Below are 402 nucleotides of genomic sequence, written 5' to 3'. Positions count from 1 at the left end.
GTCCTGCGGCGGCGGTGGCGCGTGCCTGACGGCATTGGCATTGGCGGAGCCGTAGGCGGGCAGCGGCGTGACATTGGTCGACTGATAGATTTGCGCCGCCGGTTTCGCTGCGGGAGCCGGTGGCGGTGCCGCCGGGCGCTGGCGGGCGGGCCCTGCCACCGGCTGCGGAGCGGGTGGTTGTCTGGGAGGCGCGGGAGCGGGCTGCGGCGGCCGCGGCTTCGCGACCGGGGTCCCGGCCGCCGGGACAGGCTGCGGGCCGCCATCCCCGGTCAATGCCGGACGGCGCGGCGCGGCGAGGCGGATGTCGCGTTCGACAACGACGTCGGTCGGGCCGCCGATCAGGAGCAGATGTTCGATGTCGTCGCGTCGCACCAGCACCAGTCGGCGATGGCTGTCGACGGC

Annotated in this window: 1 pseudogene; it reads right to left on the bottom strand. The window is 74.9% G+C overall.

From position 1 onward, the window contains the following. Nucleotides 1-402, bottom strand: a pseudogene (locus EOA36_RS36935) (hypothetical protein); the annotation flags it as partial.

The organism is Mesorhizobium sp. M8A.F.Ca.ET.021.01.1.1 (assembly GCF_003998025.1).
GTDB lineage: Bacteria > Pseudomonadota > Alphaproteobacteria > Rhizobiales > Rhizobiaceae > Mesorhizobium.
Note: the sequence above shows the minus strand (reverse complement) of the source record. Positions and strands in the feature narration are given on the sequence as shown.